Origin of the sequence: Nocardioides sp. IC4_145, assembly GCF_011250565.1 — a bacterium.
Lineage (GTDB): Bacteria > Actinomycetota > Actinomycetes > Propionibacteriales > Nocardioidaceae > Nocardioides.
Genome location: NZ_JAANMS010000001.1, coordinates 89,749 through 111,546, shown reverse-complemented (window position 1 = coordinate 111,546; position 21,798 = coordinate 89,749). Strand labels below are relative to the sequence as shown.

The 21,798-nt window shown below is 73.4% G+C and carries 34 protein-coding genes and 1 riboswitch; of the genes, 12 read left to right on the top strand and 22 right to left on the bottom strand.

The features are described 5' to 3' along the window. Window positions 1–47: 47 nt before the first annotated feature. Window positions 48–1,379, top strand: a complete 1,332-nt coding sequence (locus G6553_RS00590) for a dicarboxylate/amino acid:cation symporter (RefSeq protein ID WP_166188209.1) — start codon at window positions 48–50, stop codon at window positions 1,377–1,379. Window positions 1,380–1,398: 19 nt separating this feature from the next. Here G6553_RS00590 and G6553_RS00585 read toward each other — a convergent pair whose 3' ends face one another. Beyond that, window positions 1,399–2,610 carry a DUF480 domain-containing protein gene (locus G6553_RS00585; RefSeq protein ID WP_347565420.1) on the bottom strand — a complete coding sequence of 404 codons (1,212 nt, stop codon included), beginning with the start codon at window positions 2,608–2,610 and terminating at the stop codon, window positions 1,399–1,401. Between the two features lie 51 nt (window positions 2,611–2,661). On the opposite strand from G6553_RS00585, the gene G6553_RS00580 reads away from it, so the two are divergent. Together G6553_RS00580 and G6553_RS00575 are read left to right on the top strand one after the other, a co-directional pair. Further along, a complete protein-coding gene (locus G6553_RS00580; protein ID WP_166188208.1) occupies window positions 2,662–3,744 on the top strand; it encodes a radical SAM protein in 1,083 nt (360 codons plus the stop codon). A 205-nt stretch (window positions 3,745–3,949) separates the two neighbouring features. Continuing rightward, on the top strand, window positions 3,950–4,153 hold the full coding sequence (locus G6553_RS00575; RefSeq protein WP_154611769.1) for a cold-shock protein: 204 nt from the start codon (window positions 3,950–3,952) through the stop codon (window positions 4,151–4,153). 96 nt (window positions 4,154–4,249) lie between these two features. Here G6553_RS00575 and G6553_RS00570 read toward each other — a convergent pair whose 3' ends face one another. Continuing rightward, window positions 4,250–4,753, bottom strand: coding sequence for a 2'-5' RNA ligase family protein (locus G6553_RS00570; RefSeq protein WP_166188206.1), 504 nt, complete (start codon window positions 4,751–4,753; stop codon window positions 4,250–4,252). Between the two features lie 83 nt (window positions 4,754–4,836). On the opposite strand from G6553_RS00570, the gene G6553_RS00565 reads away from it, so the two are divergent. After that, on the top strand, window positions 4,837–5,571 hold the full coding sequence (locus G6553_RS00565; RefSeq protein WP_166188204.1) for a dienelactone hydrolase family protein: 735 nt from the start codon (window positions 4,837–4,839) through the stop codon (window positions 5,569–5,571). On the opposite strand, the gene G6553_RS00560 is transcribed toward G6553_RS00565, so the two are convergent. Next, entirely contained in the window at window positions 5,568–5,933 is a 366-nt protein-coding gene (locus tag G6553_RS00560; protein ID WP_166188202.1) for a hypothetical protein, read from the bottom strand. The two genes, G6553_RS00565 and G6553_RS00560, sit on opposite strands and share 4 nt — an antisense overlap. 86 nt (window positions 5,934–6,019) lie before the next feature. Then, on the bottom strand, window positions 6,020–6,238 hold the full coding sequence (locus G6553_RS00555) for a hypothetical protein (RefSeq protein ID WP_166188200.1): 219 nt from the start codon (window positions 6,236–6,238) through the stop codon (window positions 6,020–6,022). A gap of 73 nt (window positions 6,239–6,311) precedes the next feature. On the opposite strand from G6553_RS00555, the gene G6553_RS00550 reads away from it, so the two are divergent. Then, window positions 6,312–6,728, top strand: a complete 417-nt coding sequence (locus G6553_RS00550) for a nuclear transport factor 2 family protein (protein ID WP_207619170.1) — start codon at window positions 6,312–6,314, stop codon at window positions 6,726–6,728. Window positions 6,729–6,810: 82 nt separating this feature from the next. Here G6553_RS00550 and G6553_RS00545 read toward each other — a convergent pair whose 3' ends face one another. Further along, window positions 6,811–7,233 (bottom strand): VOC family protein, encoded by a 423-nt coding sequence (locus G6553_RS00545; RefSeq protein WP_166188196.1) that lies wholly within the window; start codon window positions 7,231–7,233, stop codon window positions 6,811–6,813. 25 nt (window positions 7,234–7,258) lie between these two features. After that, entirely contained in the window at window positions 7,259–8,092 is an 834-nt protein-coding gene (locus G6553_RS00540) for a sulfurtransferase (protein ID WP_166188194.1), read from the bottom strand. 77 nt (window positions 8,093–8,169) lie between these two features. On the opposite strand from G6553_RS00540, the gene G6553_RS21950 reads away from it, so the two are divergent. Next, on the top strand, window positions 8,170–8,655 hold the full coding sequence (locus tag G6553_RS21950) for a VanZ family protein (protein ID WP_166188193.1): 486 nt from the start codon (window positions 8,170–8,172) through the stop codon (window positions 8,653–8,655). 15 nt (window positions 8,656–8,670) lie between these two features. Then, a riboswitch (guanidine-III (ykkC-III) riboswitch) is annotated at window positions 8,671–8,734 on the top strand. A 10-nt stretch (window positions 8,735–8,744) separates the two neighbouring features. Beyond that, window positions 8,745–9,059 (top strand): SMR family transporter, encoded by a 315-nt coding sequence (locus G6553_RS00530; protein WP_166188191.1) that lies wholly within the window; start codon window positions 8,745–8,747, stop codon window positions 9,057–9,059. On the opposite strand, the gene G6553_RS00525 is transcribed toward G6553_RS00530, so the two are convergent. From G6553_RS00525 to G6553_RS00495, 7 genes are all read right to left on the bottom strand, one after another. Then, window positions 9,043–9,657: a DUF4396 domain-containing protein gene (locus tag G6553_RS00525; RefSeq protein ID WP_166188189.1), complete on the bottom strand. Its 615-nt coding sequence runs from the start codon at window positions 9,655–9,657 to the stop codon at window positions 9,043–9,045. The genes G6553_RS00530 and G6553_RS00525 overlap by 17 nt on opposite strands. A 104-nt stretch (window positions 9,658–9,761) precedes the next feature. After that, window positions 9,762–10,247, bottom strand: coding sequence for a hypothetical protein (locus G6553_RS00520; RefSeq protein ID WP_166188187.1), 486 nt, complete (start codon window positions 10,245–10,247; stop codon window positions 9,762–9,764). 11 nt (window positions 10,248–10,258) lie between these two features. Next, window positions 10,259–11,425 carry a lipid-transfer protein gene (locus G6553_RS00515; protein WP_166188185.1) on the bottom strand — a complete coding sequence of 389 codons (1,167 nt, stop codon included), beginning with the start codon at window positions 11,423–11,425 and terminating at the stop codon, window positions 10,259–10,261. Next, complete coding sequence (locus G6553_RS00510; RefSeq protein WP_166188183.1) at window positions 11,425–11,838, bottom strand: MaoC/PaaZ C-terminal domain-containing protein; 414 nt, start codon at window positions 11,836–11,838, stop codon at window positions 11,425–11,427. The genes G6553_RS00515 and G6553_RS00510 overlap by 1 nt, the downstream gene beginning before the upstream one ends. Window position 11,839: 1 nt before the next feature. Further along, window positions 11,840–12,265 carry a Zn-ribbon domain-containing OB-fold protein gene (locus G6553_RS00505; RefSeq protein WP_347565419.1) on the bottom strand — a complete coding sequence of 142 codons (426 nt, stop codon included), beginning with the start codon at window positions 12,263–12,265 and terminating at the stop codon, window positions 11,840–11,842. Continuing rightward, window positions 12,262–12,789 carry a MaoC family dehydratase N-terminal domain-containing protein gene (locus G6553_RS00500; protein ID WP_166188182.1) on the bottom strand — a complete coding sequence of 176 codons (528 nt, stop codon included), beginning with the start codon at window positions 12,787–12,789 and terminating at the stop codon, window positions 12,262–12,264. The genes G6553_RS00505 and G6553_RS00500 overlap by 4 nt, the downstream gene beginning before the upstream one ends. Window positions 12,790–12,850: 61 nt before the next feature. Further along, window positions 12,851–15,076 carry an acyl-CoA dehydrogenase gene (locus G6553_RS00495; protein WP_347565418.1) on the bottom strand — a complete coding sequence of 742 codons (2,226 nt, stop codon included), beginning with the start codon at window positions 15,074–15,076 and terminating at the stop codon, window positions 12,851–12,853. 79 nt (window positions 15,077–15,155) lie between these two features. Here G6553_RS00495 and G6553_RS00490 point away from each other — a divergent pair, with 79 nt between their 5' ends. From G6553_RS00490 to G6553_RS00480, 3 genes are all read left to right on the top strand, one after another. Continuing rightward, on the top strand, window positions 15,156–16,055 hold the full coding sequence (locus G6553_RS00490; RefSeq protein WP_347565417.1) for an alpha/beta hydrolase: 900 nt from the start codon (window positions 15,156–15,158) through the stop codon (window positions 16,053–16,055). A 38-nt stretch (window positions 16,056–16,093) separates the two neighbouring features. Beyond that, complete coding sequence (locus G6553_RS00485) at window positions 16,094–16,357, top strand: hypothetical protein (protein WP_166188179.1); 264 nt, start codon at window positions 16,094–16,096, stop codon at window positions 16,355–16,357. A 115-nt stretch (window positions 16,358–16,472) separates the two neighbouring features. Then, on the top strand, window positions 16,473–16,862 hold the full coding sequence (locus G6553_RS00480; protein ID WP_166187948.1) for a hypothetical protein: 390 nt from the start codon (window positions 16,473–16,475) through the stop codon (window positions 16,860–16,862). Window positions 16,863–17,001: 139 nt separating this feature from the next. Here the strand turns inward: G6553_RS00480 and G6553_RS00475 are convergent, their stop codons facing one another. Next, window positions 17,002–17,292 carry a hypothetical protein gene (locus tag G6553_RS00475; protein WP_166188177.1) on the bottom strand — a complete coding sequence of 97 codons (291 nt, stop codon included), beginning with the start codon at window positions 17,290–17,292 and terminating at the stop codon, window positions 17,002–17,004. A gap of 3 nt (window positions 17,293–17,295) precedes the next feature. After that, a complete protein-coding gene (locus tag G6553_RS00470; protein ID WP_166188174.1) occupies window positions 17,296–17,646 on the bottom strand; it encodes a hypothetical protein in 351 nt (116 codons plus the stop codon). A gap of 250 nt (window positions 17,647–17,896) precedes the next feature. Between G6553_RS00470 and G6553_RS00465 the strand changes: the two genes are divergently transcribed. After that, the gene (locus G6553_RS00465) at window positions 17,897–18,136 is read left to right on the top strand and encodes a hypothetical protein (RefSeq protein ID WP_166188172.1); all 240 of its coding nucleotides are present in this window, start codon (window positions 17,897–17,899) and stop codon (window positions 18,134–18,136) included. A 56-nt stretch (window positions 18,137–18,192) separates the two neighbouring features. Next, the gene (locus G6553_RS00460; RefSeq protein ID WP_166188169.1) at window positions 18,193–18,474 is read left to right on the top strand and encodes a GlsB/YeaQ/YmgE family stress response membrane protein; all 282 of its coding nucleotides are present in this window, start codon (window positions 18,193–18,195) and stop codon (window positions 18,472–18,474) included. Window positions 18,475–18,520: 46 nt separating this feature from the next. On the opposite strand, the gene G6553_RS20820 is transcribed toward G6553_RS00460, so the two are convergent. Genes G6553_RS20820 through G6553_RS00425 form a run of 7 tightly spaced genes read right to left on the bottom strand, consistent with a single transcriptional unit; the run spans window position 18,521 to window position 21,792 of the window. Continuing rightward, the gene (locus tag G6553_RS20820) at window positions 18,521–18,886 is read right to left on the bottom strand and encodes a gas vesicle protein K (RefSeq protein ID WP_166188166.1); all 366 of its coding nucleotides are present in this window, start codon (window positions 18,884–18,886) and stop codon (window positions 18,521–18,523) included. After that, entirely contained in the window at window positions 18,883–19,161 is a 279-nt protein-coding gene (locus G6553_RS21945) for a gas vesicle protein (protein WP_166188163.1), read from the bottom strand. The genes G6553_RS20820 and G6553_RS21945 overlap by 4 nt, the downstream gene beginning before the upstream one ends. Further along, complete coding sequence (locus G6553_RS00445; RefSeq protein ID WP_166188160.1) at window positions 19,158–19,943, bottom strand: GvpL/GvpF family gas vesicle protein; 786 nt, start codon at window positions 19,941–19,943, stop codon at window positions 19,158–19,160. The genes G6553_RS21945 and G6553_RS00445 overlap by 4 nt, the downstream gene beginning before the upstream one ends. Further along, window positions 19,940–20,359 carry a gas vesicle protein gene (locus tag G6553_RS00440; RefSeq protein ID WP_166188157.1) on the bottom strand — a complete coding sequence of 140 codons (420 nt, stop codon included), beginning with the start codon at window positions 20,357–20,359 and terminating at the stop codon, window positions 19,940–19,942. The genes G6553_RS00445 and G6553_RS00440 overlap by 4 nt, the downstream gene beginning before the upstream one ends. Beyond that, window positions 20,356–20,769 (bottom strand): gas vesicle protein GvpO, encoded by a 414-nt coding sequence (gene gvpO, locus G6553_RS00435; protein WP_166188154.1) that lies wholly within the window; start codon window positions 20,767–20,769, stop codon window positions 20,356–20,358. The genes G6553_RS00440 and gvpO overlap by 4 nt, the downstream gene beginning before the upstream one ends. Beyond that, window positions 20,762–21,016, bottom strand: coding sequence for a gas vesicle protein GvpG (locus tag G6553_RS00430; protein ID WP_166188151.1), 255 nt, complete (start codon window positions 21,014–21,016; stop codon window positions 20,762–20,764). The genes gvpO and G6553_RS00430 overlap by 8 nt, the downstream gene beginning before the upstream one ends. Beyond that, window positions 21,016–21,792, bottom strand: a complete 777-nt coding sequence (locus G6553_RS00425) for a GvpL/GvpF family gas vesicle protein (RefSeq protein WP_166188148.1) — start codon at window positions 21,790–21,792, stop codon at window positions 21,016–21,018. Before G6553_RS00425 ends, G6553_RS00430 begins: the two co-directional genes overlap by 1 nt. Window positions 21,793–21,798 lie beyond the last annotated feature (6 nt).

Below are 21,798 nucleotides of genomic sequence, written 5' to 3'. Positions count from 1 at the left end.
CCGAGGACGTGTTGGGCAGGAGTCCCTCCCCCGAAAGGCTCCTGCGAATGTCGAACTCCTCGGTCCTGCGCACCGCGCGCACGGTCCCGTTCTGGGCGCAGATCGTCGCCGGCCTCGTCCTCGGTGTGCTGCTGGGCCTGGTCGCCCGCACCACCGGGACCGAGTGGCTGACCACGACGCTGGCCACCATCGGCGACGTCTTCGTCGGCCTGCTCAAGGCCGCGGTCCCGCCGCTCGTGCTCACCGCGATCATCGTGAGCATCGCCAACCTGCGCCAGGTCACGAACGCCGCCCGCCTGGCCGGCCAGACCCTGCTGTGGTTCATGGTCACCTCGCTGGTGGCGGTCGGCGTCGGCCTGGGCCTGGGCATCCTCACCGACCCGGGCGAGTCGGCCGACGTCGCGCCGGCGGGTGCGTCGTACGACGGCGGCACCGGCTCGTGGCTGGACTTCCTCACCGGCCTGGTCCCCGCGAACTTCCTCGGCCTCTCCGCCGACGAGGGCGGCGTGTCGTTCAACGTGCTGCAGCTCGTGGTGGTCGCGCTCGCGATCGGCGCGGCCGCGCTCAAGGCCGGCGACGCCGCCGAGCCGTTCCTCAACTTCATGCGCTCCGCGCTCGCCGTCATCCAGCAGGTGCTGTGGTGGATCATCAAGCTCGCCCCGCTGGGCACGCTCGGCCTCATCGGCACCGCGGTCGCGACCTACGGCTGGGACCTCGTCGGCCCGCTCGCGACGTTCACGATCGACGTCTACGTCGGCTGCCTCATCGTGATGCTCGTGGTCTACCCGGTCATCCTGAGGCTCAACGGCCTCTCCCCTGTCAAGTTCTTCACCGGCGCCTGGCCGGCCATCCAGCTCGCGTTCGTCTCGCGCTCCTCGGTGGGCACCATGCCGCTCACCCAGCGCGTGACGACGCGGAACCTCGGGGTCCCGGAGGAGTACGCCTCCTTCGCCGTGCCGTTCGGCGCGACCACGAAGATGGACGGGTGCGCGGCGATCTACCCCGCGCTCGCGGCGATCACCGTCGCGCAGATCTTCGGCATCGAGCTCGGCATCCAGGACTACCTGCTCATCGCGTTCGTCTCGGTCATCGGCTCCGCCGCGACCGCGGGCCTCACCGGCGCGGTCGTCATGCTCACGCTGACCCTGTCGACGCTGGGCCTGCCGGTCGAGGGCGTGGCGCTGCTGCTCGCCATCGACCCGATCCTGGACATGATCCGGACCGCGACCAACGTCGCCGGCCAGGCGCTCGTGCCGACAATTGTCGCCAAGCGCGAGGGGCTGCTCGACCTGGCGGCGTACGCCGCTCCCCGCGGAGACGCCCTGGGCGACGAGCCGGTCGCCGAGCAGCGCACCGAGCGGGAGCCGGTCTCGGCCTGAGCCCCGCTGCCGGCCGGGGCTAGCCCCGGGTCGCCAGCACGTAGAGCCGCTCGGTCGTCTCGCCCCGCGAGGCGACCGGGCCGCGCCGGTACCACTCGACGTCGCCGAGCCCGGCCGCCTCCACGGCGGTGCGGACCTCGGCGACGTCGTGCATCACGACGTCGAGCGACACCTCGTGGCCGAACCACTCCTCGAGCCGCCGCACCCGCAGCGGGCCGCCGGTGTGCAGGCCGAGCACCAGCAGTCCGCCCGGCGCGAGCGGCCGGGCCAGCGCGGCGACGGCCTCGCCGAGCTCGGCGGGGGCGAGGTGGATGAGCGAGTACCACGCCAGCACCGCTGCCCAGCCGTCCGCGGCCGGCGGCCGCACCAGGCGGCGCAGGTCGCCGACGGCGTACGTCGCGTCCGGGAAGCGCGCCTGCGCCTGCTCGACCATCGCGGGGGTGAGGTCGATGCCGGTGGCGTCGGCCCCGGCCGCGGCGAGGTACGCCGTCACCCGGCCCGGCCCGCAGCCGGCGTCGACCACGGGGCGGCCGCTCGCCACCGCGTGCCCGGCGACCCGGTCGAGCAGCCACCGCTCGAACGGCTGCCCGGGCAGCTCGTCGCCCATGGCGTCGGCGTAGTCGGCCGCGATCGCCCCGTATGACGCGCGCACCCGGTCGTCCCGGTCCTCGGGCAGCACCACGGGGCCGTCCGGCTCGACGGCCGCGACCACGTCCTCGGGCGCACCGAGCAGGTGCCGCCACCGGGCGTCCCGGTCCCCGCGCCGACGCGGCAGCTCCTCGACCAGCCCACGCTCGGCCATCCGCCGCAGGCGCGCCTCCGCCGCCTGCCGGTCGGCGAACGCGTGCAGCCGGTCGGTCCGCGAGCGCAGCTCGCCGGGCGCCTGCGGCCCGCGGAGCAGCAGCACCGTCAGCAGCGCGCGCTCGTCGTCCGCGAGACCGAGCACCTCGTCGAGCACCTGGTGGTACTTCAGCGTCCGCCGGCCGGTGTCGGACCACACGATCCGCAGCAGCCCGCGCTCCTTGAGCCGCCGGCCGACCTGCTCGACCAGCCGCTCGTCGTACTCCGTGACCGGCTCGCGGCTGCTCGTCTGGTTGCAGGCGGTGCGCAGGCCGCTGAGCGTCATCGGGTAGGACGCCGGCACGGTCACCTGCTTCTCGAGCAGCGCGCCGAGCACCCGCTGCTCCTCGTGGTCGAGCTGGAGGTCCGACGTGGGCGGGGTCTCGGTCACGCGGGCGACGATAGGGGAACGCCCCGACGGCACCCGGTGTTGAACCAGGTGATGCCCCGTCCGCTGCCACGTCCCTGGGTCCCCGAGCACGTCCTGGTCACCGCCGCCGCGGCGGAGCAGCCGCACACCGCCGAGGTGCTGCGCCGCGTCGAGGCGGCCGGCGTCGACGACGTGCGCCTGCTCCCCGGCAACCGCCTCACCGGCCTCAACGAGGGCTCCGAGCGCGAGGTCTACGCCCGCGCGAAGAAGACGCTCGCGCTCGTCGTCGCGCCACCCAGCGCCATCAAGCCGCAACCGATCCCGCCCAGCGCCGACTGGCGCATCGACCTGGCGAGGGGCTGCCCGGCGCACTGCCAGTACTGCTACCTCGCGGGCTCGCTCACCGGGCCGCCGATCACCCGCGCCTACGCCAACCTCGACGACGTCCTGGCCGGGATCGGCACCCACGCCGGTCGCGGCGCGGTCACCAGCGGCACCGCCGAGCGCGACCACGAGGGCACGACGTACGAGCTGTCCTGCTACACCGACCCGCTCGGCGTCGAGCACCTCACCGGCTCGCTCGCCGAGGCCGTGCGCCGCGTCGGCACAGGCGCGTACGGCGACGACGTGTCGCTGCGCTTCACGACGAAGTTCGACGCCGTCGACGACCTGCTCGCGCTTCCCCACGGCCGCCGCACCCGGATGCGCGTCTCGGTCAACGCCGAGGAGGTCGCCGGGCGGTTCGAGGGCGGCACGTCGCCCGTGCCCGCCCGGATCGAGGCGCTGCGCCGGGTGGCGCTCGCCGGCTACCGCGTCGGGCTCACGATCGCGCCGGTCATGCCGGTCGAGGGCTGGCAGGAGCAGTACGCCGCGCTGCTGGACGCCGTGGGCACGGCGCTGGCCGACGTCCCCGACCTCGACCTGACCACCGAGGTGATCACCCACCGCTTCACGCCGGGCTCCCGCGAGGTGCTGCTCGGGTGGTACCCGCGGACCAGGCTCGAGATGGACGAGTCCGTCCGGACCGCCAAGCGCACCAAGTTCGGCGGCGTCAAGCACGTCTACCCGCGCGAGACGATGACCGAGATGCGCGGCTGGTTCACCGACGCGCTGGCCGCCCGCCTCCCCGGCGCCCCGCTGCTCTACTGGACGTGAGGATGGTGCCATCGGCACGCGACCCTGGTAGCGTCAACGGTGTTGAAGGGGGTTCTCCCCACCTGGTGGCCGATCTGGCCGCCGCGCTCATCGCTTGTCCTTGGTCTTCTTCGTCTCGCACGTCGGCATCAGGCGCCTCGCTTTGTCTTCAGCCCCGCAGCGGGCAACAGGTCGCCCGCCGCTACCGACACGAAGGAAATGCATCATGACCAACGGCACCGTGAAGTGGTTCAGCGACGACAAGGGCTTCGGCTTCATCGCCCAGGAGGGCGGCGGCGCTGACGTCTTCGTCCACCACAGCAACATCCAGGGCAACGGCTACAAGTCCCTCAAGGACGACCAGCGCGTCGAGTTCGACGTCGTCGCCGGCCCGAAGGGCCCGCAGGCGGAGAACGTCCGCGCTGTCTGAGCCTCCCGGCTCCCACTCGCTTCGTCCAAGGGCGGTTCCCCGGTCACGCACCGGGGGCCGCCCTTCGGCGATTTCTGGCGCCGAGGCGCCCAGGGCTCACCAGCCCGCGACGGTGGTGACGCGTCCGGCGTCGGGGTCCCAGCGGCGCAGCCGGGTGAAGGTGAGCACGACGTCCTCGTGACCGAGCACGTCGACGGCCCGCTGGGCGTCGGCCCGGTCGAGCCGACGGGCCAGCGTCACGTGCGGCAGCCAGCCCAGGTGGGCTCGGTCCGGCACCTGCACGCGCACGGCGAGCACGCGGCGCACGACGTCGTCGTCGATGTCGACCGCGCGGGCCACGGTCAGCCGGTCCCCGCCGAGGAGCAGCAGGCCGGCCGACCGCGCCCGGAACGGCAGCAACGACCCGAGGCGCGCAGCAGCCACGTCGATCGCCGCGTCGGGCAGCTCGGGCGCGGAGACGACGGTCAGGTGCGGCGCGTTGGTCGCGCCGGGGTGGTCGAGCTGCGAGGGCAGTCCGGCGTCACGGAGCCGCTGCCAGTCGTGGCGGACCGCCTCGAGGCCGGCCTCGTCGGGCACCAGCTCGAGCGCGTGCAGCGGCATCAGGCCCCGCACCGTCCGCCGCGGGGCACCACCAGCTGGACACGCCGTTCCGTCACGGGGCGCCGGTACCCATACTCCGCGTCATGGCGCTCCTCGACACCTGGACCCATGGCGAGCACACCGACGCCGCCGGCACCAGCCACCCGACGTACCGCAAGGGGGACGGACCCGGCGTGGTCCTGGTCCACGAGATCCCCGGCATCTCGCCGGACGTCATCGAGTACGCCGAGGACCTGGTCGCCGCGGGCTACACCGTCGTCATGCCGCACCTGTTCGGCACGTCGGAGGCGCCGGTCGGTGCCCGGTCAGTGGGTCGCGCGCTCGCGCAGATCTGCGTCAGCCGGGAGATGTCGATGCTGGCCGCCGGCAGGACCACCCCGGTCGCGGGCTGGCTCCGCTCGCTGGCCCGCGAGCTGCACGAGGAGGTCGGCGGGCCCGGCGTCGGAGCGCTCGGCATGTGCTTCACCGGCGGCTTCGCGCTGGCGATGATGGTCGACGACTCGGTCGCCGCGCCGGTGCTGGCCCAGCCGTCCACGCCGTTCCCGCTCGGGCGTCGGCGCGCGTCGGACCTGCAGCTCTCCCCCGCCGACCTGGACGTGGTCCGCGAGCGGGCGGCCGCCGGCTGCTCGGTGCTCGGGCTGCGCTACCAGGGCGACCGGATGATCGGCACCCGCTTCGAGACGCTCACCCGCGAGCTCGGCGACGCGTTCCTCCGGGTCGACCTGCCCGGCTCGAAGCACTCCACCCTGACCCTCCACCGGCACCAGGACGCCGTCGACGCCGTGCTGGCATTCTTCGACGACCGGCTGCGGCGCTAGCCCGCCGCGACCGTGTAGAGCCCCGCCGAGGCCGCGAACAGCCCGGCGAACATCGCGGTGATGCCGACGACGTCGACCACCGACGCGTCACCGTGCACGCCGGCGAGCAGCACCGAGGCGGACACGACGACCTGTGTCAGCGCGGTGGCGCCCAGCGCCAGCACCATGCCCCGGGGCCGGAGCCGCGCGGCGAGCGAACCGAGGACCAGGACGGCCGGGACGGCGACGTACGCGCGGTCGGGGCGGCCGCCGTCGCCGACGATGCCGAGCGCGCCGGAGGCGAGGACGAGGAGGGCGGCGGTGCCGACGGCGACCACGAGCCCGAGGCGGGACGCGGTGGTCGGGGGGAGGCGCAGGCTCATGCCTCCGACGCTAGGCGTCCCGACGGTCGGGCCGGGTCGAGGAAGTGTGGAGGTCCCGTGGAGATCGCCGACCCGCGCCGGTGGGCTCAGTCGCTGAAGGGCGGCTGCGGGCCGGTCCGCGGGGCCCGGGGACCCGAGTGCGGCGACTGCGGGTGCGGACCCGGGTCGAGGTTGGTGTCGAGGTGCTCGCCGGCGATGCCGTCGTCCATCCGGCGTTGCTCCTGCTTGGCCGTGCGGGTGCTGGCGAGGAAGTAGCCGACAGCGATCGCGGCGAGCACGACGACGAGGACGATCCATCCGGTCATGCGGTACCGGTTCCGCACGCGGCCACCGGCATACCTCCGGCACGGACCCGTTCCCGCGGCTAGGTTGCGGAGCGTGGACAGCGCACGCGCGATCGAGAACCTCCTCTACCTCTACGCCGAGCGCGTCGACGCCGGCGACCTCGACGGCGTCGCGGCGCTCTTCGAGCACGGCAGCGTCGTTGGCCACGAGGGGCCGGCCGCGGTCAGGGAGATGTACGCCGCCACGGTGCGGCTGCACGAGCCGACCGGCCGCCCGCTCAGCCACCACGTCGTCAGCAACCCGATCGTCGACGTCGACGAGGCCGCGGGGACCGCGACCTGCCGCTCCCGGTTCACCGTCCTCCAGGCGACCCCCGACCTCCCGCTGCAGGCGGTCGCGGCCGGTCGTTACGTCGACACGTTCACCCGGGTCGACGGCACCTGGTGGTTCGCCACCCGCTCCATGCGGCTCGACCTCACCGGCGACCTGAGCCAGCACCTGCTCGGCTGACCTGCCACCCACCGTTGTCGACCGCCGCCGAGCGCGGTCCGGCGCTTCAACCAGTACCTCGGCACGACGAACGGGCTCCTGCTCAGCTGCCTGGGGCGACGAGCAGGCAGAACGGGTGGCCGGCAGGGTCGGCGAGCACGTAGAGCGGCTCGTCGGGGTCGTCGGTGCGGTCGTGGAGCAGCCGCGCACCGAGCTCTTCGGCACGCCAGCGCTGGCGCTCGAGCGCTGCGACGTCGGGCACGCGGAGGTCGAGGTGCATCTGGGCGGGGACCTCGTGGTCAGGCCAGTCGGGGCGCTTGATGGACGGGACGTCCTGGAAGGCGAGCACCCGCCTGCCCGCGTCGTCGACGAGCACGAGCCAGTCGACGTCGTCAGGCGACCCGTCGGTCGGGGGTTCGTCGCCGGAGCGCCACTGCAGGCCGAGCAGCTCGCGGTAGAAATCCGCCAGCGGCCGGCACTCGAGCGCATCGATGACGGTGTGCATGAGCACGGGGTGGTCGGTCACAGCGCCTCCGTCCGCGTCGGAGGCCTCAGGTGGTCTCGACGGGCCGGGCGGGGTCCGCGGTCCAGGCGTTCATGGAGCCGTCGTAGACCGCGACGTCGTCACGCCCGAGCTCCATGAGAGCGAGCGCGGCTGCGGTCGCGGCGATGCCGCCGCCGCAGTAGGTCACCGGCTGCTTGCCGGGGTCGAGCGCGCCGACGGACTCGAACAGGCCGCGCAGCTCGTCGAGCGGACGCATCCGCCAGTCCGGGCCGACCAGCTCGCCGAACGGCACGTTGACGCTGCCGGGGATGTGGCCGGCGGCGAAGGTGTCGCGGTCGAGAGCGTTGACGAGCAGCACGCCCGGGTCGTCGACGGCGCGCTCGACGTCGGCGGTGTGGCTGATCCGCTCCGGACGGCGGCGCACGGTGAAGGTCGTGGGCGGGTAGGTCTCGGTGCCGGTCGTCGTCTCGTAGCCGGCCGCCTGCCAGGCCGCGAGCCCGCCGTCGAGGACCGACACGTTGTCGTTGCCCTCCAGCCCGAACTGCCACCACAGCCGCGTCGCCCAGATGCCGTTGACCGAGTCGTAGACGACGACGCGGTGCTCGTCCCCGACCCCGGCCTCGCCGACGACGGCGGCGAACCGCTCGCTGGCCACGGCGGCGAACGGCGCCTCGCCCTCGGGGTCGCTCAGCCCGGCGACCTGGTCGACGAAGGCCGCGCCCGGCACGTGCCCGCGCTCGTAGCTCTCCCGCCCCGGCTCGACGTGCGCCCCGTCGGCGTCGAAGGACAGGTGCACCGTCGCGTCGAGGACGCGCAGGGTGGGGTCGGAGAGGTGCTCGTGGAGCCACTCGACGGACACGTGGCGGGGTGCGTCGCTCATGCGCCGCCGGTACCCACCTGCCGTCCCGCGACGCCGACCGCGCGCCGTACCCTCGTCGCCGTGCAAGGCACCCCGCAGTGATCACGACCGTCCTCGTCGAGCACCCCTGGCTCTCCCCCACGGCGCTGCTGCTGCTCGTCGTCGTCGGCCCGTTCGTCGGAGCGTGGCTGAGCGCCCGCCCGCGGCTCGCGTGGGCGGCGACGGTCCTCTCGCTGGTGCCGGTGGTGGCGCTGACGCTGGTGCCGGTCGGCCGCGAGCTGTTCTCCCGCTGCGAGGTCGCCTGGACGCTGCCGACCCCCGGCCGGGTGGAGCTCGCCGCGAACGTCGTCCTCCTCGTCGCCCCCGCCCTCCTCGCTGCCGTGGCGTCGCGCTGCCCCGCCCTGGCCGTCCTCGGGGCCAGCCTGCTGTGCGCCGCGATCGAGACGCTGCAGGCAGTCGTGCCGGCGCTCGGTCGCTCGTGCTCGACCGACGACTGGCTCTCCAACACCGTCGGCGCCGTCACCGGCGGGCTGCTCGGCTGGCTCGCGCTGACCCTCGCACGGAACCGCGTCCGCCGTCCCTGAGGCTTGTTAGCCTCGGGAGTGGGCCGAAGCGGCTCGCCGGACGAGGGAGCCGTACCCGGACAGCGACAAGACGGCCGCGAGGAGTCGTCGTGGCGTGGTTCGTGCTGGTCCTGTCCGGAGGTCTTGAGGCGGTGTGGGCGGTCGCGCTCGGCCGGTCGGAGGGCTTCTCGCGGTTGACGCCGTCGATCGTCTTCGCGGTCGCGCTCACGGCGAGCATGGCCGGCCTCGCCTACGCGATGCGCACCCTCCCCATCGGCACGGCGTACGCCGTGTGGGTGGGCATCGGCGCGTCGCTCACGGTCGCCTTCGGCATGGCCACCGGTGCCGAGCCGGTCAGCGTCGCCCGCGTGCTGCTGATCGCCGGGTTGGTCGGCTGCGTCATCGGGCTCAAGCTCGTCCACTGACCGGCGGGTCGGCCGGCGTCACGGCTGCGGGGGCGGCGTGGCCGCTGCCGTCCGTGCCGAGGGCGTCCGCGGCCGAGACGACGAGCCCGCCGAGCAGGAACGCGGCGATGGCGGCGACGAGCGTCGAGGTCGCGATCGCCGGGATGAACCGCCGGTAGCCGGTGGGCTCGGCCGGGGCGCCGTGGAACGCGTGGGTGAGGGCGTGCCCCTTGCCCCGCGCGAGCAGGTACCGGTTGAGCGGGTAGGCCGCGGCGAACGCGACCGCCAGCGCGACCGGCATGGCGACCCAGAACGTGACGTCGACCAGGCCGGCGCCCATCGCGCCGGGCACGAGCGCCATGACGGCGTTGTCCACGACCTCCATGGTCGCGATCGAGAGCGTGTCGGCGGCGAGCACGATGCCCAGCGCGGCACCGACGCCCAGGCCGGTGCGGACGAGCGGCAGGGTCGAGAGCGCGTAGCCGAAGAGGAACGCCAGGCCCACCGCCAGGACGATGGTCCAGCCGTTCGACAGGCCGAGGGCGGTGCCGATCATCAGGCCGGCGATCTCGCCGATCGCGCAACCGCTGAGGCAGTGGAGCGTGGCGCTGACGGCCATCGACCGGCTCGCCGTGGCGTGGGGGTGGTGTGGGTGCGTGGAGTGATCCATGCCGACCCGAACACATACCCCCCCGGGGTACATTCCCGGATGCGGGAGAATCGTCAGTCCTCGACCACCCGCACCGCCGTCCGTTGCTCACCGAGCTCGACGGTCGCCGGCATGCCGCGCTCCAGCCGCACGACCACCCGGACGTCGTGCCCGACGGGGGCGAGCCGCACGACCCGCTGCAGGCGGTCGGCCACCGCGTGGTGCCCTGCCAGCAGCTCCGTGGCCGGCAGCTCCTCGGCCCACGCCCGGAGCGTGGCGACGACGAGCACCTCCAGGGGCCGTACGTCGTCCTCCCGCCAGCCGCCGATGCCCTCGGGGTCCTGACGCACGGTGAGCTTCACCCGTGCGGTCACCACCTCGTTGTCCCGCGCGACGAGCGGCGTCGGAGCGAGCACCAGCTCGCGGGTCCGACGGTCCGCGTCCGCCCCGGTCGCCCGGCGACGTGCCCGCGTCTGCATCCTGGTCGCGTAGACGGCGACCACCCCTGCGACGACGAGCGCGACCAGCAGGAGGGTCAGCAGGGGCAGCAGCGAGGACATGCCGCCCAGTCTCAGGCCGAGAGCACCAGCCCGCTGGTCGGCACGCCGGTGCCGGCGGTGACCAGCACGTGCCCGGCGCCGTCGACCTGGTTGACCGAGGTGCCGCGCAGCTGGCGGACGCCCTCGGCGATGCCGTTCATCCCGTGGATGTAGGCCTCGCCGAGCTGGCCGCCGTGGGTGTTGACCGGCAGCCGGCCGCCGATCTCGATCGCACCGTCCGCGACGAACCCGGGCGCCTCGCCGCGGCCGCAGAAGCCCAGCTCCTCCAGCTGCATGAGGACGTAGGGCGTGAAGTGGTCGTAGAGGATCGCGACCGGCATGTCGTCGGGCCGCAGGCCGGATTGGCGCCACAGCTCGCGACCGACGACGCCCATCTCGGGGATGCCGATGTCGTCGCGGTAGTACGACGTCATCACGAACTGGTCCTTGCCGCTCCCCTGCGCCGCTGCGGCGACGTACGCCGGCTTCTGCGGCAGGTCCTTCGCCCGCTCGGCCGAGACCACGACGAGGGCCACCGCCCCGTCGGACTCCTGGCAGCAGTCGAGCAGGTGGAGCGGGTCGGCGATCATCCGCGAGGCCTGGTGGTCCTCGAGGGTGATCGGCCGCTCGAAGAAGAAGGCGTTCGGGTTGGTGGCGGCGTGCCGGCGGTCGGCGACCGCGACGCGGCCGAAGTCCTCCGAGGTGGCGCCGTACTCGTGCATGTAGCGCCGCGCCTGCATGGCGACGGTCGCGGCCGGCGTGCCGAGGCCCATCGGGTAGGTCCAGGCGTTGTCGAGGCCGTTGGTGTTGACCTGGGTGGCCGCGGCGACCGAGACCTGGCCGAAGCGGCTGCCCGAGCGCTCGTTGAAGCCGCGGTAGCAGACCACGACGTCGGCGACGCCGGTCGCGACGGCCATCGCGGCCTGCTGGACGGTCGCGCAGGCGGCGCCGCCGCCGTAGTTGATCCGGGAGAAGAACCGCAGCTCCGGCACCCCGAGCTCGCGGGCGACCGCGATCTCCGAGGAGGTGTCCATCGTGAACGTCGTCAGGCCGTCGACGTCGGCCGGCGTGAGCCCGCAGTCGGCCAGCGCGGCGAGCACCGCCTCGACGGAGAGCTGGAGCTCCGAGCGACCGGACTCCTTGGAGAACTCGGTGGCGCCGATGCCGACGATCGCGGCCTCGCGGGAGAAGCCCGCCATCAGACGGCCACCTTCACGGTGCCGATGACGTGGTCGCCGAGCGAGACCGACCCGGTGACCGTGAGCGTGGCGACGCCGTCCTCCACCGACTCGACGGAGCCGGTGAAGCTGAGGGTGTCGTAGGGGTACGCCGGCGCGCCGAGGCGGATCGCGATGCCGCGGACCTCGGTGTCCCAGTGGCCCGTCCGCTGGTGGGCCCAGTCGGTGACGTACCGCTCGACGAGGGCGGTCGAGGTCAGGATGTTGACGAAGATGTCCTTCGACCCGGCCGCCTGCGCGATGTCGCGGTCGTGGTGGACGTCCTGGAAGTCGCGGGTGGAGATCGCCGTGCTCACCACGAGGGTGGGCGTGATCGGCACCTCCCAGGTCGGGATGGTGTCCCCCACGGTGAGGGGCAGGGTGGACGTGGTCATCTCAGGCCTTCCGCCAGGTCGGGAGGGTCAGGTCGTCGTCGATGCGGGTGAAGTCGACGCGCAGGCGCATGCCGATCTCGATCTCCTCGGAACCCCCGCCATCGGGCACGGCGTCGGTGACCTCGCCGACCATCCGGACACCCTCGTCGAGGTCGATGAGCGCGATGACGATCGGCAGCTCCTTGCCGGGCACGGGCGGGTGCCGGTGCACGACGTAGGAGAAGACCGTGCCGGTGCCGGCCGCGACGACGTACGTCTGGTCGAACGAGTGGCACCGCGGGCAGGACGGGCCGGGCGGGAACCGCAGCGAACCGCAGCCGTTGCACTTCTGGATGCGCAGCTCGCCGGCGGCGGTGCCCTCCCAGAAGAACGCGCTGTCGCGGCCGACCATCGGCCGGATGACAGCGACACTTCCGGGGGCGCTCACGAGGCCGCCCCCCTCGGGATGAACTTGAGGACGCGGAAGAGCATGGTCGCGACCACCTCGGCGTCGCTCTCCGACCCGTCGACGTACCAGGTGTTGCGCGAGGTGACGAAGTAGCCCTCGCCCATGCCGGTCCTCTTCGGGCCGACGACGGAGTCGAGGGCGGTGGTGACGCGCACCTGCTCGCCGACGCGCAGCGTACGGCGGTACTCCTGCTCGCAGTTCGTCCCGAGGACCGCGGTGTAGCCCTCGTCGGTCAGCACCTTCATCATCCCGTGCAGGGGGTCGTCGGCCGGTGGCTTCCCGCCCAGGCCGTACATCGTCCACACCTGCGCCATCGACGGCGGCGCCTCCCCGGCCTGCCAGCGCGGGTTGGTGTTGCCCATCGCCTCGAGCCAGTTGTTGATCGTCGGCTGGTTGACCGGGTCGCGCGCCTCGCGCTCAGCCGCCTCGCCGAGCGCCTTGATCCGCTCGGCCTCGGCCATGATCCGCTCGTGTGCGCCGGTGTCGGCGGCGGCCGCGCTCATCGGGGTCCCCGCGAAGTTGTCTGCGGGAGCGAAGCGGAGGAGGAGAACTTCGTGGGGTGATTCATCGCGGCACCCGCGGCAGCCCGAGACCGAACATCGCGATTAGCTCACGCTGCACCTCCTGCACGCCACCACCGAAGGTGAGGACGAGGTTGCGCTTGGCCTGCGCGTCGAGGTAGTCGACCAGGTGCCGCGTCTCGGCCTCCGCCGGGTCGCCGTACCGGTGCACGACGCGCGTCAGGTCGTCGAGCAGGTGCTGGACCTGGTCGGCGGCGAAGACCTTCGAGGACGACGCGTCGCCGACCGAGATCTCCCCGGTGGCCGCGGCGCGGGCGACCTCCCAGTTGAGCAGCTCGTTGACGCGGAAGACCGCGGTGGTGCGGCCCATCACGTCGACGACATCCGGGTGCTCGGCGACGCCGGCCTTGGTCGCCCAGTCCAGGACGCGGTCGCGCAGCCCCTCGATGCGGCCGGCCGGGCCGAGCATGACGCGCTCGTGGTTGAGCTGGGTGGTGATCAGCTTCCAGCCCTGGTTCTCCTCGCCGACCAGCATGTCGACCGGCACGCGCACGTCGTTGTAGTACGTCGCGTTGACGTGGTGGCTGCCGTCGGCGGTGATGATCGGCGTGAAGGAGTAGCCGGGGTCGGTCGTGTCGACGATGAGGATCGAGATGCCCTTGTGCTTGGGCGCGTCGGGGTCGGTGCGGACCGCGAGCCAGACGTAGTCGGCCTGGTGGCCGCCGGTGGTCCACAGCTTCTGGCCGTTGACGACGTAGTGATCGCCGTCGCGGCGGGCGGTCGTGCGCAGCGAGGCGAGGTCGGTGCCGGCGTCGGGCTCGGAGTAGCCGATCGCGAAGTGCACGTCGCCCTCGAGGATCCGCTTGAGGAACAGGTCCTTCTGCTTCTGCGTGCCGTAGCGGATCAGCGTCGGGCCGACGGTCTGCAGGGTGACCGCCGGGAGGTGGACGTCGGCGCGCTGCGCCTCGTTGGCGAAGACCGTCTGCTCGATCTCGCCGAGCCCGTGGCCGCCGTACTCCTTCGGCCAGCCGACGCCCATCCAGCCGTCGGCGCCCATCTGCCGCACGACGCGCTGGTACGTCGGGCCGTGCCGGTCCTTGCCCATGTCGAGGTGCGCGTCGTGGTCGGCCAGGCCGGTGAAGTAGGTCCGCAGCTCGGCCTTGAGCGCGCGCTGCTCGGCGCTGAGCTCGAGGTTCTTGGTGGTCGGGTCCTCGACGTGGACGTGCTCGGGGCGGGTGTCGAGCGCGTGCACGACGTCCATCACCCACGAGTAGTAGTGGTGCATCGGGTAGGTCTCGTCGACGCCCATGCCGCCGTGGAGGTGGTGGCAGGTGCGCATGGCGCGGGGCGCCTCGGCGGAGATCCAGTACGCCGCGACGGCGAGGTCGTCGGTCGCGTCCAGGCCGTGCTCGACGCGCCAGGCGGCGTTGGCCCCGGCCAGGTCGGCCAGCCGGGAGGTGATGTAGACGTCGGCGACCTGCATGGCGACGGCCTGGAACTGCGCGAGCGAGCGGCCGAACTGGGTGCGGCCCTTGATGTACTCCGCGGTCAGGTCGCGGGCGCCGGCCACCACGCCCGCGGCGGTGAGGACCAGACCGGTGACCGCGTGCTCGAGCAGCGACCGGGCGGCCTCCGCCCCGCCGACCAGCTCGGCCGGGGCGCCGTCGAGGACGACGGTGTGCTCGGGGAGCCGGGCCGAGGAGGGCGACTCGTGCAGCTCGACGCCCGGGCCGCTGGGGTCGACGAGCACCAGCACCGGCTCGCCGTCGGACCCGGTCGCGGTGACGAGCAGGCGGGCCGCGGCGTCGGCGTACGACACGCCGACCTTGCGCCCGGACACCGTGCTGCCGTCGTACGTCGTGGCGGGCGGCGTCGCCCAGGACGCGCTGAGCCCCCGGCCGACCTCGCGGAGCGCGGGCGTCAGCAGCAGCTCCCCGGAAGCGACGCCGGGCAGGAGCGCCGCGCGCTGCTCGTCGCTGCCGTGGGCGGCGAGGACGAGCGCGCCGCAGCACAGCGTCTCCCAGACGGGGAGGTGGCGGGCGCGGGTGCCCGTCTCGCGCAGCAGGACCGCGACCTCGGCCAGGCCGAGTCCCTCTCCCCCGTGCTCGGCCGGGACGGGCAGCGCCGTGAGACCGTTCGCGGCGAGCGCCGCCCAGTCCTCGCGCCAGCCGCCGCCGCCGCGCTCCAGCGCCTCGGTGATGACCGACCGGACCGCGTCGAGCGACTCGGCGCGCTCCGCGTCCACCTCGGTGTAGCCGTCCGTGCCCACGCGTGTCTCCTCACGACTCGGGGTGCCCCGCTGCGAAACTGTAACGTGTTCTAGCACAGGTCGACGGTCGCGCGAGGAGGTGATCCCACTGGCTCTGCCGACCCCTCGCAGCGCGCTCCGCCGGGTCTACATGCCGTGGGCGCGGATCCCCGCGGGCCGCACCGTCGAGCTGCCCGGGCGGGGCACGACGTACGTCACCGACACCCCGGGCCCGTCCGCGTCCTCGACGCCGCTGGTGCTGCTGCACGCGCTGGGATGCACGGGGTTGCTGACGTGGTACCCGGCGGTCGAGGCCCTCGCCCGGCGGTTCCGCGTCATCACCCTGGACCAGCGCTGGCACGGCCAGGGCATCCGCAGCGAGGACTTCTCGCTGCGCGACTGCGCCGACGACGTGGCCGCGCTGTGCGACGTGCTGGGGCTCGACGAAGTGCTCGTCGGCGGCTACTCGATGGGCGGCGTCGTCGCCCAGCGCGTCTGGCGCCAGCACCCGGACCGCGTCGCCGGGCTGGTGCTGGCCGCGACGAGCGACCGGTTCCGCAACAACCCCGTCGAGCAGGGGTTCTTCGCCGGCATGGGCGCCACGATGCTCGCCGCCCGCGGCATCTCCCGCTCCCGCACCGCCGTCCGCGCCGCCCGCGGAGCGACCGGCCTGCGTCCCACCGACGTCCACGACTGGGCGCTGCGCGAGCTGCGGAGCACCAGCCCGTGGGCGGTCGGCCAGGCGCTCAGCGCGCTCGGGAACCACCACTCCCAGCCGTGGCTCGGCCGGATCGACGTCCCGACCGCCGTCGTCGTCACGCTGGGCGACCGCGTCATCCCCGCCTCCCGCCAGCTCGCCCTGGCCCGCCGAATCCCCGGCGCCACGGCCCACGAGGTCGCCACCGGCCACGCCGGCTGCGTGCTGCAGGCCGAGGTGTTCGTCCCCCGCTTCCTCGAGGCCGCCGTCACCGTCGACGCCCGCAGCCGATCCGCTGGTTGAGCAGCAACACCCACCCCATCACCGGGCAGGATGCCGCCATGCCCGCCTACCTGGCCTGGACGGCCGAGCCGCCGGAGGACCTCGACGGCCCGTGGACCGAGGCCCGACCGGTCGCCCCCGGCCTGCTGCTCATCGACAGCACCGAGCACCTCTCGGCGGTCTACCACGCGCTCAAGTGGTCGCTGCCCGACGACGCCGCGCTCGTCGTCGTACCTCTCCACGAGACCCCGAAGCTGCGTGGCCTGGCACCCGGCACGACGACGTGGCTGCGCGAGCGCACGGTGCCTCAGCAGCGAACATGAGAGCCGGCCTCATGAAGGTCTCACCCGGCCCTCATGGCCACCGCGCAGAGTGGGAACCGTTCGGGCCACACGTCCCGGACTCCCCCGGAAGCCCCTCTTCGAACGGAGCCACCCCATGACGCACGCTCGCACCGTCACCGCCGCCCTCGCCGCGGCCTCCCTGATCGCCGCGCCCCTCGCCCTCGCTGCCCCCGCCCACGCCGACGGCCCGGAGAAGGAGCGCGAGTTCCGCGTGGCCGGCGCCGACGTGGACTTCTCCGTCGAGAAGGACGACGGCCGGTTCGAGATCGACGTCGACATCGACGACGCCCGCCCGGGCAGCAAGTGGCGCGTGGTGCTGCGCCACGACGGCAAGCGGTTCCACAACAAGGTGCACCGTGCCGACTCCGACGGCGACATCGACATCGACAAGCGGCGCCGCGACACCAAGGGCGCCGACGTCTTCAAGGTGACCGTCAAGAAGGTCGGCGGCAACGGCAAGACCCGCACGATCCGGATGCGCTGACCCGCCGGACCGGCACGGCCGCACGCGGCGTGGCTGCCGGCGGTCGTGTGTCCCTGGACGCGGTGGAGCGCGTCGTCAGGCACACGACCCCGGCGCCGCCGGTGCGATCCGGCAGGTCCTGCGCTGGTACGACGGCGGGTCAGACGAGACCGCGCCGGCGGCCGAGGAACGACCGCTTCCTGCCGGGAAGCGCCTTGCCGGCCTTCTTGCCGGCGCGCTCGGCCGACCTGCCGAGCGCGTCGACCGGATGGCGCACCTCGCGCGGCAGCATCAGGGTCATCGCGAAGCGGAAGAGCCTACGAGCGAGCATCAGGACCGGGATCCCCAGCGGCAGCAGGACCAGGGTCACGCACAGCAGCACGCCGACCAGGCCGACGAGCCCTGCCAGGATCCACAGCACAGCGCCCGCGAGCGCGGCCAGGATGCGCACCGTTCACCGGCCCGGGTCGGCCGGCGCGCCGTGTGCCGGCGTGCCGTAGTGCGCGTGCAGCTCGTGGGCCTGGGCCGCGTCGAAGGTCCCGCCGCGCAGCTCCGGCTGGGGAGCGGCATCGATTGTCGCCAGGTCGAAGGGCACGACGAGGTCGCCGCCCTCGTCGAGCCTGCTCCCGGCCACCGGCACGAAGCACGCCGGACCGCCGAGCAGGGAGCGCCGCACGCTCACGAACTCCGGCGCGACGAGGTCGCGGTCGAGGATGACGGCACCCACCTTGCCCACCTTGGTGCCGTCGCGGCTCAGGAGGTCGGCGTCCAGCAGCCGCGGGTCGGGGGTGCTGGCGGTGGTCATGAGCGGCTCCTGTCCGGTGCACAGGTCCGGCACCCTGCCGACGCGGACCGCAGGCAGGGGACCTCCCGACCATCATGGGGGCGACCGCTCGCCGCCGGCGTACTCAACATCGGGTAAGTCCTGCGCAGAGCGGGCGCGCGTGGCATCCGGGCCGGACGCGTCGGGTACGTGACGGGTGTCGGCGCGCACGAGGACGCTCCTCCGGCGGCCGACCGCTCGACCGCCGACCCCTGATCGATCGGAGCCCCGGATGACCGACCGCGCTGACGAGCACCGCGAAGAGCAGTACAGCGCGCGTGACCAGCTGATGGCCACGTTGCTCCAGAAGGTGGCCGACGACGCCTATCCGTCCTCGACGATGATGGACCTGGTCGAGGAGAACCTGCAGCCCCACCACGTGCCGGTCTACAGCGAGATCCTGCTCGACAAGATCCGTGCCGACCAGTACCCGAGCATCGACCTGATCAGGCGCCTCAGCGACCTGGCCTGACCTGCGGCGCGTCACCTCGGGACGGGCGCCCCGCGTGCACCGAAGGAGGACGACTCGTGGAGATCATCGGAGTGCTCGTGGCCGGCGTCATCATCGGCCTGCTGGGCAAGTTCGTCGCCCCGGGCGACAAGGACAACATCCCGCTCTGGCTGACCATCCTGTGCGGCATCGGAGGGGTCGTCATCGGCTGGTTCGTCTACCGCGCGTTCGGCGGTGACGGCAGCGACGGCATCGACTGGGTGCGGTGGGCCGTCGCGATCGCCTGCGCCGCGGTGCTGGTGGTCATCGCCTCGGGCGTCACCGGGCGGAGCAAGGGCGGGCGCAAGGTCTTCCGGTAGGGGGGTCGGGCGTCGGGACCGCCCTCGGGGATCGGGCGGTCCCGACTCAGTCCGGTGCCAGCAGGGTGCCGAGCGGGCCCAGGTCGATGTCGAGGTCGGCGCTCGTCAGGCCGTAGCGGTCCTTGAGGTCCTCCATGGCCCGCTCGAGGTGCATCAGCCCGGTGCCGAGCTCCTCGACCTGCTCATCGGTGAGGTCGCCCTCGTCCACCCGCCGCAGGGCCTGGCGCTCCATGAGCTGGCGGACCAGCTCGACGATCGTCAGCACCAGCTTGAGCAGGTCCCTCTCCACCGACTCCGCGTCGGTCTCGAGGCGCTGGGGCAGCACGTGGCGGCCCGGGGCGCGCCCCGCTGTGGGGCCGCGACGTTCCCCGGTCCGCTCCTCCGTCCGTTCCTCGGGCCGTTGCTCGCTCACGGCCAGCCCCTCACCATCTCGGCCCGCACCGACGTGATCAACGCGTGCAGCCGCACCTGCACCAGGTCGACGCCGGCGAGCGAAATCACGACGTCGCCGGCCAGGACGACACCCGTGCCGAGCAGGCGGTCGAGCAGGTCGACCAGCGACGCCGGAGCGCCCCCGCCGAGCGGCCGGTCGTCCGATGTGTCGGCACGGCTTTGGTCGAGCCCGGCGTGCCCGCCGTGCCCGTCGAGCACGGCGTCCAGGCTGCCGGCCGGGCCGGCGGCGCTCACCTCTGCTCCAGCATCGCGAACGAGTACGGCGGCCAGGGACCACCGACGTCGACGACCACGTCCGGGTGCTGGGCGGTCAGCTCCCGGAGCCGCTCGACGAACGCCTCGTGCTCGTCGTCCGCGACCAGGTACGCGCCGTTGTGGACCATGGTGCCCGTGTGCCCGCTCAGGCGCGGGTCCTGCGGCGGCAGGAGACGGGATGCGGCCGCCCGTCCCGCCAGTGCCTGGTGCACCGCCCGGCCGAGCTCGGCGCCCCGCTCCTCCGCCGCGACCCGGCCGGCCAGGGACTCCTTCTTGCGCCGCAGGTAGTCCGCGCCGCCCGCGGCTGCCTGCGCGTCACCGGCGTGCGTGGCCGCCCCCGGGCCCACGCCGGCCGGGGCCGGAGCCGGCGGCAGGACCACCTTGACGCTCCACTCGTGACGCCCGGTGACCCGGTCGAGGACCTGCTCGAGGGCGAAGCGCCACTCGAAGAGCCGCGCGCGCATCCCGTCGTCGTCGAGAAAGACGGTGGCCAGCCTGAGCGGCGCCGTCGGGCCCACCTGCGCGACGGCCTGGACGACCCGGTCGTGGTCACGCACGACGTCCTCGAGCCACGACAGCTGCTCGAGGTTCTCCCGCAGCGGCTCCTCCCCGAACTCGGCGAGGTCGACGTCGCTCACGACCGCGTCGAGGTCGAGGTGGCGCACCACCTCGACCTCCGCGCCGTGGATACCTCGGACCTCCAGCGGACCGGGCCGGAGGCCGCGACTGATGGCGTAGACGTAGCGCGCGCTCGTGCTCACCGCCCGCCCCCGTCCGCGCGGCTCGGCCGGCGCTCGTCATCGGCCCCGGCCTCGTCATGGGCACGGCCGCGTCCCTCGTCCTCCGTCGCGGGTCCACCGCCCGACTCGAGGGCGCGCACGCGCTCGCGGAGCGCGCGGTTCTCCTCGGCGAGGTCGTTCTCCTGGGAGGTGAGCATCGGGTCGTTGCGCCACCAGTCGATGCCCATCTCCTGGGCCTTGTCGACGGACACGACGAGCAGCCGGATCTTGATCGTCAGGAGCTCGATGTCCAGGAGGTTCACCCGGATGTCCCCCGCGATGATGATGCCCTTGTCCAGCACCCGCTCCAGCACGTCCGCCAGGCTCGCGGGCTGCGGGCGGCCGCCGACCGCACCGGAGTACGGCCGTGCGGCCGGCACCCCGGTGGACTCGCTCACGGCCCGCCCTCCGTCGAGCCGCGCACGAAGCGCTCCCTGCGGCGGTAGCCGAGAAGCTCGCCGTCGTCGTCCACCTCCACCTCGTAGCTGGCCAGCACGTCGGTGGTCTCGGGGACGCGGTGCAGCTCGAGCACCTCTACGACCACCACCCATCCGTCGTCGGTGCGATGGAGTCCGGTGACGCCCTCGGGCTGCTTGCCGGTGAGCTCCAGCAGCTGGGACGCCGCCTGCTCGGCCAGCTGGCGGGGGCGGAGCCGCCTCGACCGCTCCTGACCGGAGCGGTCGTCCGACGACGCCGAGCCGGCTGGGGACCGGGCTGACCCGTCGGTCGAGCTCGCGGCCGGCTTGCCGGACGACCGTGCTGCCGACTTCGCGGCCGGACGCTTCCGGACCGGTCGTTCCTCAGCCATGACGTCCTCCTGCTCCCCTGCGGCGCGCCTCGACGAGCCGGTCGACGAGCTCGTCCTCACGCGCGACGGCCTCGTCCTCGGTGAGCTCGCCCTCGTCGCGCAACCGCGCGACCTCCTCGAGCTCGCGTCGGATGGTCGCGGGGTCGTAGTACTGCTCCTCCGCCGCGGCGAGGACCTGCTCCGCCACCGCCACGGTGCCGCGCAGGGGCGCGAGCGGGAGGCCGAGCAGCCCGGTCAGCAGCCCCATCAGGCACCCCCCACGAAGTCGAAGGGGGCGGACGGACCGGTGAGCGCAAGCCTGATGCGTTCGTGCACGGCCTCCGCCAGCTCCTCGAGCTGGGCCTCGAGCTCCGCCACGCGCTCGTCGTCGACGAGCAGCGAGAACGTCGCCAGGCCCTCGAGGTCGGTGCCGAGCACGATCACGTGGTCCACCACGAAGGGGAGCACGGCGTCCAGCAGGACGTCGGCGTCGAACGCGCGCAGGTCCTCCATCGCCGCGGCGACCCGGCGGCCCAGCTCGACCCGGTCGGCGTGGCTCTCCAGCTCCGAGCGGTCCTTGGTCTGCTCGCGGAGCGCCGCCACCGTCGGGTCCAGGGACAGGATCTCCGTCAGCGGCACCCCGGGGACGTACGTCGCGCGCAGCTGGTACTGCGACCGACCCTCGAGGTCGTCCAGGAGCGCCACGAGCCGAGGCTCGTCGGGACCGAGCACGCCGTCCCTGACGTCGTCGTCGTCGAGGAGCATCGACCCGAACTGCACCGGGACGACCGGCCCCTGAGCAGCCAGGTGGTCGAGCACGCGCTGGTAGGCCATCAAGTCCGCCCGGCGACCCGGCGGCCGGTCGAGGAGGACGTCGTTCACCACGGCGGCGACGTCGCCCTCGACGACCAGCCGGAGCGGTACGTCGTCCAGGCCCGCCGGGGCGTCGCGCGCCTCGGGCATGCCGGCGCGGACGACGGCGTAGACGAAGCAGCCTCGGGCGACCTCGCCCCGGTCGTCCTCGGCCCGGCTGGCGCTCGCCACCGTCGA

Excerpts from the sequence above, each read along its gene's own strand:
- G6553_RS00470 (WP_166188174.1), bottom strand. The coding sequence starts at position 17,646 with ATGACCACCGCCAGCACCCCCGACCCGCGGCTGCTGGACGCCGACCTC.
- gvpO (WP_166188154.1), bottom strand. The coding sequence starts at position 20,769 with ATGGCTGAGGAACGACCGGTCCGGAAGCGTCCGGCCGCGAAGTCGGCA.
- G6553_RS00465 (WP_166188172.1), top strand. The coding sequence starts at position 17,897 with ATGACCGACCGCGCTGACGAGCACCGCGAAGAGCAGTACAGCGCGCGT.
- G6553_RS00485 (WP_166188179.1), top strand. The coding sequence starts at position 16,094 with ATGCCCGCCTACCTGGCCTGGACGGCCGAGCCGCCGGAGGACCTCGAC.
- G6553_RS00540 (WP_166188194.1), bottom strand. The coding sequence starts at position 8,092 with ATGAGCGACGCACCCCGCCACGTGTCCGTCGAGTGGCTCCACGAGCAC.
- G6553_RS00560 (WP_166188202.1), bottom strand. The coding sequence starts at position 5,933 with ATGAGCCTGCGCCTCCCCCCGACCACCGCGTCCCGCCTCGGGCTCGTG.
- G6553_RS00590 (WP_166188209.1), top strand. The coding sequence starts at position 48 with ATGTCGAACTCCTCGGTCCTGCGCACCGCGCGCACGGTCCCGTTCTGG.
- G6553_RS00565 (WP_166188204.1), top strand. The coding sequence starts at position 4,837 with ATGGCGCTCCTCGACACCTGGACCCATGGCGAGCACACCGACGCCGCC.
- G6553_RS00515 (WP_166188185.1), bottom strand. The coding sequence starts at position 11,425 with ATGGCGGGCTTCTCCCGCGAGGCCGCGATCGTCGGCATCGGCGCCACC.
- G6553_RS00500 (WP_166188182.1), bottom strand. The coding sequence starts at position 12,789 with ATGAGCGCGGCCGCCGCCGACACCGGCGCACACGAGCGGATCATGGCC.
- G6553_RS00575 (WP_154611769.1), top strand. The coding sequence starts at position 3,950 with ATGACCAACGGCACCGTGAAGTGGTTCAGCGACGACAAGGGCTTCGGC.
- G6553_RS00430 (WP_166188151.1), bottom strand. The coding sequence starts at position 21,016 with ATGGGGCTGCTGACCGGGCTGCTCGGCCTCCCGCTCGCGCCCCTGCGC.
- G6553_RS00510 (WP_166188183.1), bottom strand. The coding sequence starts at position 11,838 with ATGACCACGTCCACCCTGCCCCTCACCGTGGGGGACACCATCCCGACC.
- G6553_RS00525 (WP_166188189.1), bottom strand. The coding sequence starts at position 9,657 with ATGGCCGTCAGCGCCACGCTCCACTGCCTCAGCGGTTGCGCGATCGGC.
- G6553_RS00480 (WP_166187948.1), top strand. The coding sequence starts at position 16,473 with ATGACGCACGCTCGCACCGTCACCGCCGCCCTCGCCGCGGCCTCCCTG.
- G6553_RS00580 (WP_166188208.1), top strand. The coding sequence starts at position 2,662 with ATGCCCCGTCCGCTGCCACGTCCCTGGGTCCCCGAGCACGTCCTGGTC.
- G6553_RS00555 (WP_166188200.1), bottom strand. The coding sequence starts at position 6,238 with ATGACCGGATGGATCGTCCTCGTCGTCGTGCTCGCCGCGATCGCTGTC.
- G6553_RS00520 (WP_166188187.1), bottom strand. The coding sequence starts at position 10,247 with ATGTCCTCGCTGCTGCCCCTGCTGACCCTCCTGCTGGTCGCGCTCGTC.
- G6553_RS00570 (WP_166188206.1), bottom strand. The coding sequence starts at position 4,753 with ATGCCGCTGCACGCGCTCGAGCTGGTGCCCGACGAGGCCGGCCTCGAG.